Origin of the sequence: Paracoccus sp. UBA889 (assembly GCA_002294185.1) — a bacterium.
In the GTDB taxonomy this organism is placed as follows: Bacteria; Pseudomonadota; Alphaproteobacteria; order Rhodobacterales; family Rhodobacteraceae; genus Paracoccus.
Genome location: DBFD01000049.1, coordinates 77,338 through 86,213 on the forward strand (window position 1 = coordinate 77,338; position 8,876 = coordinate 86,213).

An 8,876-nucleotide genomic window follows, 5' to 3' on the forward strand; every position below is an offset into this window, starting at 1 on the left:
GTCAGTCCTCTTCCTCCCATGGCGCGCGGGCCAGCGTCTCGGCCAGGATGGGATAGCGCGCATCGCTGGCCCCGGCGCCGTCCAGATAGGGCAGCGGGAAGGCGCGGCGGACCAGATCGGCCTGCAGGATCTTGCCGCGCGAGCCGGGTTTCAGGGTCATCAGCAGACGTTGCGCGCCGGGAGCGTGGATCAGCCGGTCGATGATCGCGTCGCTGCCCGGCCCCTCGGCCACGTTCAGCCATTCCTGCGCGACAAGTTCCAGCCGCGTGACCGGTGTTTCGTCATCGCTCGCGATCTCTCGTGGCAGCATCCTTGTGCGGCGCAGGGGTTCGGATGCGTCGATCAGCACGGCGGCAGGGGCGGGCTGAGCGGCGGGGCCGGCCTGTTCCCAGAAGATCACGATGCGCGGGCGATCCGGCACCGGCATCGGTTCCAGCCCGGCGGCGATCATGGCGCTGTCGAGTTCCGGACCCTCGGGCTGACGGGCGGCGAATTGCACGCCGATCGCCTGCATCGCGCCCGGCGCCACGGCGCGATGTTCGGTGCGGGTGGCGGCGAATTGCAGCGCGAAGTCCTCGGTCGAGGCAAAAGCACCGGTCGAGAAGGGCTTGCGCAGCACGCGCTGGCCGGTGGTGTTCGGCGCGGCGCCGATATCGACGGCCTCGATATCGAGGACGTAATCGGTATGGGGGTCCATCGGGATCGGGATCTCCAGCATGGAATGGCGGGCGCGCGTCTCATCGACGGCGATACAGGGTCCGGCCTCTTTCAGAAGTTCGGTCAGCACTGCCTCGAAGGGCGACAGATGAGTGGCCGAGACAGGCTCCAGCGTGGCGTCGCCGATGGGCAGGGGGTGCTGCACGCCCGGCTCGTCAACCTGGCGGAACGATGCCGCCTTCAGGCGTGCCCGCAATTCCTTGCCATAGGCGGCATAAAGCTGATCCACATCGTTGGTATTGAAGACCAGCTTGATCGCCTCGTGGCCGAAGACATGCTGTTCCTTTTCGTCGGGCAGGGTGCACAGCATCCACGGATCCAGCCGCGCCGGCGCGCTTGCATCGGTGCGGAACCAGAAGGTTTCGGTCTGGTCCGTCTCGGTCTGCACCTGCCCTTCCGAATTGCGGACCTGCACGCCGGTGACGGTCGTCACCTTGTAGGTCTTGCCCGGCAGCATCAGCGCGACACTGGCCGAATCCGGTCCGAGGAAGCTTTCGACAACGCCGCGGTTGCGGGTGATCTGGGTTTCGTCCCAGTCGCTGCGGCTGAGTTCGGACATGCGGGTCAACTCGATCCCGGCGATGTAATAGGGCCGGCCAAGCTGTTCCATCGCCGTCGCGGTCTTGAGGTCGGAATAAAGAACGCCGATGCGGACCGCCTGCGTTCCGGCGGGCGGCTTCAGCGTCACCAGAACCGGCACCCGCCCCAGGATCGTGTTGGCATAGAGAACGGCGTGGAAGACATCCTCGATCCACGGGCCGGCCATGTCGATCCAGCGCGGTGGCAGCAAGGTGCCGGGCATCAGCATGTCGGACAGGAGCACGGGACGTTCGTCCAGAACGGCGCCGTCGTCGTCAAGGTAATGGATCGTCAGATTGCGACCGCGCCCGGATTCCTTGTTCAGCAGCCGTTCATTGGCCCACATCAGGATCACGCCCTCGGCGATCTCGCCTGTGGCCAGGTCGATCACGTCCGACAGGGGACCGTGCTTGTGGCCGATCAGATCCAGTTCGGCGGCGATGCTTTCGGATTTGCTGCGATCGCCGAAGACGACCGGCTGACCGGTATCCCACAGCGGCGAAGCCAGCACCCGACCGTCGCAATTCGGCCCGTCTGGATTGGATCCGCCATCCCCGTTATCCGTCAGGCTGGCGGCCAGCGAGGCGCGATGGACCGCGCTGCCCTGGGCAAGGTTCTGGACCACCTGGGACAGGGTCAGCCGCGGCACGTCCAGCCGGTCGTTGCGGCGCTTGCCGGTGCTGCCCTCGGTCGCCGCGTTCAGTCGGGCGGTCTCGGCCGCGAGCCGGTCCGGGAAGCGGCCCGGCGCCGCGCCCGTGCCGAGGCTGGTAGCCCGGCTTGCGGTTTCGGCCAGCGGCGGCACGAGGATGCGGTCGCGGCCGGCGCGGATCAGGTCCGCCAGCGGTCCGGTCAGCATCGCATCGGCAAGGCGGCGATTGCCGCCGGCGCCGGTATTTCCGTCCTGCCGGGGCAGGCAGCGGACCTTGCCGCCCTGCACGATGGCAGGGACGATGCCGCGCGCGCGGTCCAGATCGCGATCGCCGGTGCGCCAGGTCTCGCGAACCTCGAGAATGTCGTCGGCGGGCTCGGACCGCTCGGTCCCGCCCGGGTCGGGCCAGGCCACGCCCTTCAGCCGCCACCCGCTTTCCGAAGGTCCAAGCGGTTCATCGTTGAAGGTCCACAGCACGGGCGCGGCCGGCGCGGCGTCGTTGCAGATCGTGCCCCAGCGTTCGAGGATGGACTGTTCCTGGAATTCGGTGCGCTCCAGCGCCTTGGGCGCGGGGTTCGGCGTCCAGTTCAGCAGCGCCAGCTGCGCCGCCAGATTGGCGTCGGCGGGCGCGTTCTGGGTCCACCAGACCGAAGGCGCCGACCCGCCGCCGATGGCCGGGCCGCCATCGGCGGTTTCCAGCGTCACCGTCTTCAGATCGTAGCGATAGGAAAAATCGCCGCGCTTGACAAAGCCGTCGGCAGGCGCGCCGGGCGAGCCCAGAACATCTTCCCCGAAGATCGTCAGCGCGTCGTCGCGAGGCGTCGCCGACATGACCATGACCGGAATGGAATCGATCGGCACCACCGGCATCGCATCGGCCGCGGGCTGGGCGGTCGCCGCCACCGCATCACCGATCTTGGCGTCGATCTTGCGATCCGTGCCGGTGCCCATGGCCAGCGCCGGCGAACGGCCCACCAGAGAGGCCGCCGTGACCAGTCTGGGCGCCGGCGGCAGGATCTGGTTCTGCTCGCCCAGATGGAAATTGACGCAGCCCTTGAGGGTGAAGAAGAACAGGTCCAGCTCGCCGCAGACCTCGCCGTCGATGCGCGCGATCTCGGTCTTGACCTCGACGCCGCCGATCACGTCGATGCGCTGGCCGATCTGCACGGCCAGACCGGCCGAGGCCGACAGCGAGATGATGAACAGCTTCAATTCGCCGCGCAGATACAGCAGGCCGCCGACATAGAACGGCTCGAATCCCAGCACCGCGTTAAAGCCTGCGGTCACCCGCAGATAGAGGTTGATCGAGGTGTTGCCCCAGACGATCGAGACTTCCAGCCCGGTTGCCAGGGCGGTTCCCTGCACCTGCGGCAAGGCGGGCAAATTCGACCAGGTGGGTTTGTAGGACGGGATGCCGTGCCCCGACACCATCATGTAGCCGGCGCCGTCGAAGACCTCGAAGATCCGGATCCGGATCGGTCCGGGCATCGGACGGCCCTGCAGATCGCTGCCGGCGAATGTGCCCAGATAGACGTGCCAGTCGCCGCCGGACTTGAGGTTGAAGAAGGCCTCGATGGGGATCTTGATCTCGACGATGGGCTTGATCGAGAAGTCGATGGACAGCCCGATGGTCAGCGTGCCCCGCCCGAAATCCAGGTCGATCACGCACATGAAGGTGCCTTCGGCGTTCTTGTCCTTCAATTCCGGCAGCACCGCCAGAAGCTTGGCCTTGACCATCAGCATGATGCGCGGTCCGGGCAGTTCCAGCAGGAACATGCCCTTGACGTTGAAGATCACCGGCGAGCCCATCGTGCCCAGCGTGATCCCGGCGCCAAAGGCCCAGCGGCCGACCTGCGGCTTCCAGGCCTGAAGGTTCGTGGGATCGCCCTGCGCCCGGTCCTTCAGCCATGTCAGCGCCGGCGTCAGCGAGGTGATGCCGTCCTCGTCCCGCCCGTAATGCATCGCGAAAAGGCCGAGGAATCCGTAGATGCCGAAGCCCGATTGCGCCAGCGGGATCGCGACGGGCAACTCCACCTCCAGCGCGATGGCGACGCCGGTGGCGGGGCCGCCCTGGGCCGCGGGGATCTGGGCCACCGCGACCTGTGCTGCGATGCGCAGCTTGATCGGGATCAGCGAGACGTCGATGCCGCCCTTGATCTCCATCGCGCCGCCGGAATTGTTCATCTCCATATAGCCGCGGCCTTCCAGGACGCCGGGAACCTTGAGCCCGGCGGCGAAGGCTGTCAGTTCGGGCGGTCCCAGCGGGTCCAGCGGCAGGCGGACGCGGGCGCGTTCGACGGTGATCACGCCCAGATCGACGGCAAAGCCCAGGTCGATCTCGAAGTTCAGCGGGTTGGTCCGGGCGATGCGCGCGCCCAGCACCTGCAGGATCTTGCCCAGCGGATCGGGCAGGCGAATCTGGCCCGGCCCCGAGACGTCGATGGTATAGCCCTTGGACTGATCGAAGACCGGCCGCAATTCCCAGCCGGCGGTCGATCCCGGAGGCTGGCCGAATTTCAGCCCGATGGCCTTGTAGCGCACCGCCAGCGGCGTATCGCGCGGGATTTCCAGCAGCAGGAAACCGCCCAGCTTGATCCGGGCCGAAATCGCCGTTTCCACGTCGAACAGGATCACGGTTTCCCACCGGTCGCCGACGCGGCGGAACTTGCCCTCGCCGCCGAACAGCACGACACGTTCGACATTCAGAAGCGGCGTCCCGTCGATGCGGATCTCGGCCAGCGCCGAGGGCAGGGCGATCACGGCGGCCGACAGGATGATGGGCGCGACGCCGCCATCGGCGGGATTGGCGGGCGCGATTTCGGCCAGAAGCGGCGTGAAGATCGTCGTCATGCCAAGGATGTTGCGCGCGGTATTGGGGGCCTCAAGCGCCTGACCCTGCAACTGACCGGTCATCACCAGCCCGTCGCGGTCGTTGGGATCGGCCCCGATATACAGCTTGATCTCGTCGGTCTGGCTGGCCGGATCGGTCTGGTAGAGAAACAGGAAATCGGTGATCCCGTCGGCGGGATTGTTGCCCAGCCCGCGAATGTCGGGGATGGTGTTGCCGCCCGAGGTGTCCATCTGCGATTCCAGCGCGGTTTCGAAATCGACCTGGCCGGACAATTCGACGGCGACGAACTGATCCTGCACGATACGGATCTTCAGCCGTGCCTGGCGGAACCATGGCGGTGGCGGCGGATTGTCGGGCGGCACATCGCGCGCCGGCGGCACCGCGGGGGGCGGCTCGGGCGCGGCGGGGCGTCTCGCCTCGCCCTCGATCACCGGACCGGGCAGGGTCACGGAGAAATCGCGGATATTGGCCTTCCACCATTGCTCGCGCGGGCTGCCATGGGTTTTCCAGCCCGTGGTCCAGGCGCCTGCCGGCTGGGCGCTGGCGGCGACGGGCACGGGCAGGAAATTGACGGTAAAGCCCGACAGCGCCGGATCGTTGCGGATCAGCGCATCCAGACCCTGCGCGCGGCGCTGCGACAGCAGGTAATTGTACTTCGCCTTCTGATCGTCGTTCTCGTAGCTTGCCGTGCCCTCGATGGTGACGGTCTTCGGGGTGATCCGCGCCAGAACCTGCCGCCACTGGGCCAGGAACTGCCGTGCCGGCGGCTTCCAGGGCGCGGTCGCGGCCGGATCGGTCGCCTGATCGGCCGAGGTGTTCAGCGGATTGATCGAGAATGTCACCACGTCATCGACCGGCGGGTGATCAAAGCGGAAATAGCCGTCGATCGAGGTGATCGTCTGGCCGGGCAGGGCGGCGCGCACCGTCTTAGTCTCGCCCCCCGCCAGAGCCAGGCTCAGCGTGGACGAGGCACCGGCGGGCGCGCCGTCGATCTGCCACTGGGTCGCGGCGTTCGGCGCCACGCCATCGACGCCGATCACCACCCCGCTGCCGCCGTCCGACACCAGGCGCAGCGGCGGCGCGTCCTGCGGTTGCCCGTCGAGCGTGATCGAGGTGGTGCGCAGACTGGCGGCCAGATCGGGCAGCGCGCCGGGCGCAGGCTCGACCGAGATCGCCTGCCGCAGCATGACGCGGATGGACAACACCTTCTGCTTGACCGGGGACGAGGTGTCGCGCGCCGTGATCGTGACCGTCTTGGCGGCCGCGGTCGCCGTCATCGAATGCAGCATTCCGGCGTGATCGGCACCGTCGAAATTCGCGTTGACGGTAAAGGGCGCACGCCCTCCGGTGACATCGACGACCATGCGGGTCGTTGCGGGCAGGCGGGCCTCGGCGGTGGTGTCGGTCAGACGGGTGATGCCGATGGCGCGGCCCTCGGGGTCGAAGAACCGGGCCGACAGGGCCAGATCTCCCGACCCCTGATTGATCACCGCCACATCGAAATCGCCGGTGATGCCCGAGGATTGGCCCAGACCGATCAGCAGGTTTTCGACCCCGGCATTGACGGCGAAATCCTCGGCCCCGTTGGGCGCAAAGAAGATCCGCACCTCGGGCAGGAAGAGCCCGGTCCAGCTTTCGTCAAAGCCGAACTGGTCCAGAACCTCGGGCGGGGTATAGCCGTCGGCCAGATCCAGAAAGGCCGATCGGAAGGCGAAGCCCACAACGCGGCCGCTGCCGATGAAGGCATAGGCGGGCTGCATCCGGATCATCTCGACCGCCGCCAGGTCGCCGGGATCGTCCAGCCCCGCCACACCCAGCGACACCAGCGCCACGTCCAGAACCGCGTTGTTGCCCGAACCCTGCGACAGGCGCAGCTTCACCCTTGGCAGATGAAAGACGACATCGGGGCGCGAATCGTCGGGAACCAGAAGCCCGTTGGCCTCCATCTTCGCCGGTTTCAGGAAAGGCGGACGGATCTCGATTCCCGACAGGACCATGTCCAGCGTGAAGCCGGTTCCGGGATAATCCGAGGGCGGCGCATCGGTCGGAATCGCATCCAGGGCCGAAAGCAGGTTGCGCACCGGCTGAAAGGCGGTGGCGCCACCGGGAACCGAGGCGACGCCCGCCGCCACGATCTGCCCTGCGGCGCGCGGAACGGTCAGCGCGAACTCGACCCGCGCATCGGTGATGTCAAGCCAGGGCTCGCGACGGTCGGGCTGGCTGCGGGGATGGCCTTCGGTATTCGCCGCACCGGCCCGCAAGGTTCCGGTCACGGGATCGTAGCTGGGCGGGTCGACATTGCCGGAAAACCGCGCAATCCCGCGGATTACCGTGCCATCATCGCTGGCCGCCGCCTCGTAGCTTTCCACATAGATCACCGACAGGGCGGCGTGCCACGCCGTCGATTCACCCTTCAGAAGATAGGGGCGGATGAGGTCGGCAAGAGCCAGGTCGAACTGCATCGAAAGCTGCCGTGCTGAAAGACATGCCCCGGAGGGCACCACGAAGAACGAAAAACGCGGATTGGTCACCCGATAAATCAATATTAATACGACAAAATATTTCAGTCAAATTATTTTGCTTGTGCTTAAATAACCTAAACGTTTTTATTGCAGGAGTGTTCTGGAGGAATATTTGATATAGGTTTATCATATCATTGAAGTTCAATCGTAAAAAACGGACCCCGGGATCAAAGTCGCTGGTGGCAGGCTGCGGACGGGCCGGTTCGGGTCGATGATATCGGGCGCAGGCGCATGACATTCTGCTTTGGAAAACGGTCCGGCGCCGGGCCAAAAAAACTTTGCAGGCACAAAGCATTCCTTTCGGGTTGGGATCCGGGCATCGCGGCCGGCTGCCCGATACTTCGTGGCAGCCGGCGTGATCCGGATCGCGCGACTCAGCCCTTCGCTGTTCCGGTCAGTGACCAGACCCCGATCTGGCGAAAGCGGCCGCCCTCGGGCTGCTGAAACAGGCAAAGTCGGTCGATCGGAAAGGGGCGGGGCAGGGCCGGCTGGAGGATCGGGGCCAGCGCGGCCACGATGGCGCGGCCCTCGGCCCCGTCAACGGGACCGGTCAGGGTCAGGTGAAAGCGGAAATCCTCGGCCACATGGGGATAGCCCCAGCGATCGAGATTGCCGCGCTGTCGCGGAGACAGGCTTTCGGGGCGGCGCCGGGCAATTTCGGTCGCGGTCAAGGGCGCACGAAGGTCGTCCAGATGCCGCACCACGGCAAGGGCCAGCCGTGCCAGCGCCTCGGAGGGCGCGACCGGGCGCAGGGCGACGAAACCGGCATCGCAAGCCAACTGCATCGCGGGCAGCGCGACCGGCGCGAGGCTGGCGCAAAGCCGCTCCATCCGGCTTTCGATCGTGGCGATGCTGCAACCCTCGGCCAGCCGGAACGGCGCCTTGATGGTGCCGTGAAAGCCATAGCGGGCGGGCGCGGCGACCAGATCGCGTTGGGGGCGCGGCAGGCCTGTCGTCCCGATATCCTCGCCCGACAGCCACCGGCCGGCCAGATCGTCCAACTGCCCCGGCGGCGGCGCCCAGTAAATCGCAAGTCTCATGATCCCTCGCTAACCGCTTTGCAAGGCGGACGCATGTCACGGCTGTCGATTCACCCATCCGACGGAACCTTCACGGAACCGTCCCCAAGGCGTCAAGGGATCGTCACGGGACGCGCGCAAGGAATCTTCCGGACAAGGCAGGGGCAGCAATGCGCATCGAGGCCGAGAACATGATCCGCGATTTCCGCGCCATGCGCGCGGTTGATCGCGTCAGCTTCGTCGTCGAGACGCCGATGATGATCGGCATGATCGGCAGGTTGATCCACGGCCAGGCGCGGCGCCGACGCCGCGAGGCGCGTCCGTCCGACTAACCGTCGTGACTGGGCGACAGGGTCACCCGTTCCGCCGCCCACCAGGTCATCCCGCAGGCCGCCAGAGCCACCGTGATCGACTGGCTTTCGCGCAGCCGCGCGGGCAGATCGGGCAACGGATCCGCCGGAAAACAGGCGCGGAACAGCGCAACCGGCCTGAAATCCACCATCGAGACTCCTTCGGCCACATGAACCAGCGCCGCCTTG

The 8,876-nt window shown here is 66.6% G+C and carries 3 protein-coding genes and 1 pseudogene; 1 reads left to right on the forward strand and 3 read right to left on the reverse strand.

All coding sequences use genetic code 11. The annotated features are described in order from the left end of the window. Position 1: 1 nt before the first annotated feature. Positions 2 to 7,258, reverse strand: coding sequence for a hypothetical protein (locus tag B4L36_RS09705; protein WP_292956083.1), 7,257 nt, complete (start codon positions 7,256 to 7,258; stop codon positions 2 to 4). Positions 7,259 to 7,692: 434 nt separating this feature from the next. Continuing rightward, positions 7,693 to 8,358, reverse strand: a complete 666-nt coding sequence (locus tag B4L36_RS09710) for a DUF1045 domain-containing protein (RefSeq protein WP_292956086.1) — start codon at positions 8,356 to 8,358, stop codon at positions 7,693 to 7,695. A 149-nt stretch (positions 8,359 to 8,507) separates the two neighbouring features. Between B4L36_RS09710 and B4L36_RS09715 the strand changes: the two genes are divergently transcribed. Then, positions 8,508 to 8,669, forward strand: coding sequence for a hypothetical protein (locus tag B4L36_RS09715; RefSeq protein ID WP_292956089.1), 162 nt, complete (start codon positions 8,508 to 8,510; stop codon positions 8,667 to 8,669). On the opposite strand, the pseudogene B4L36_RS09720 reads toward B4L36_RS09715, so the two are convergent. Next, a pseudogene (locus B4L36_RS09720) lies at positions 8,666 to 8,876 on the reverse strand (hypothetical protein); the annotation flags it as partial. The gene B4L36_RS09715 and the pseudogene B4L36_RS09720 overlap by 4 nt on opposite strands.

Excerpts from the sequence above, each read along its gene's own strand:
- B4L36_RS09705 (WP_292956083.1), bottom strand. The coding sequence starts at position 7,258 with ATGCAGTTCGACCTGGCTCTTGCCGACCTCATCCGCCCCTATCTTCTG.
- B4L36_RS09710 (WP_292956086.1), bottom strand. The coding sequence starts at position 8,358 with ATGAGACTTGCGATTTACTGGGCGCCGCCGCCGGGGCAGTTGGACGAT.
- B4L36_RS09715 (WP_292956089.1), top strand. The coding sequence starts at position 8,508 with ATGCGCATCGAGGCCGAGAACATGATCCGCGATTTCCGCGCCATGCGC.